This window comes from Clostridioides sp. ZZV15-6598 (assembly GCF_020657705.1).
Classification (GTDB): domain Bacteria; phylum Bacillota; class Clostridia; order Peptostreptococcales; family Peptostreptococcaceae; genus Clostridioides; species Clostridioides difficile_F.
Genome location: NZ_JAGWCS010000325.1, coordinates 1 through 468 on the forward strand (window position 1 = coordinate 1; position 468 = coordinate 468).

At 30.1% G+C, this 468-nt stretch carries 1 protein-coding gene; it reads right to left on the reverse strand.

Annotated features, from left to right (window positions below):
* Window positions 1-87: 87 nt before the first annotated feature.
* Entirely contained in the window at window positions 88-318 is a 231-nt protein-coding gene (locus KGF50_RS21860) for a hemolysin XhlA family protein (protein WP_021384792.1), read from the reverse strand.
* Window positions 319-468: the final 150 nt, after the last annotated feature.

Consider the following 468-nt stretch of genomic DNA (forward strand, 5'->3'; position numbering starts at 1 on the left):
TGCTCCTATAACATAAAGAGCAGCAACTAAAATTAGTAACTGCTCTGGTATGAAACTTATTAAATTATCCATATCTTTTCCTCCTAATTAAAATATTCCTCTCTGAATAGCAAATATAAAGAATCCTACAAGTGTTGTAATCATTGTTCCTATCAACCACTTGAGCATACTTGTAAGTGAATTTAAATTCTCGCATAGTGCTTTTAATTCTGCTTTAGACTCTATATTCGCTACTTTTAATTCGTCTATTTCATCATTATGTTTATTTATTGTTACCTCATGTCGTTTCAAATTGTCTTTGAAAAGTTCTTCATTCATGTGAACCTCCTTGTTTGTATTAAAATAAGGCTTAGAGTAATCTCTAAGCCTTTGACAATTAACGATACTTAATTGCTATATAATCATAACCTACTCCACCATTAACTGTAGATTTTGGTAACCATGAATTGTCATTTATATCTATACCTC

Bases quoted from the DNA above. Each gene is read 5' to 3' on its own strand.
- KGF50_RS21860 (WP_021384792.1), bottom strand. From the start codon at position 318: ATGAATGAAGAACTTTTCAAAGACAATTTGAAACGACATGAGGTAACA.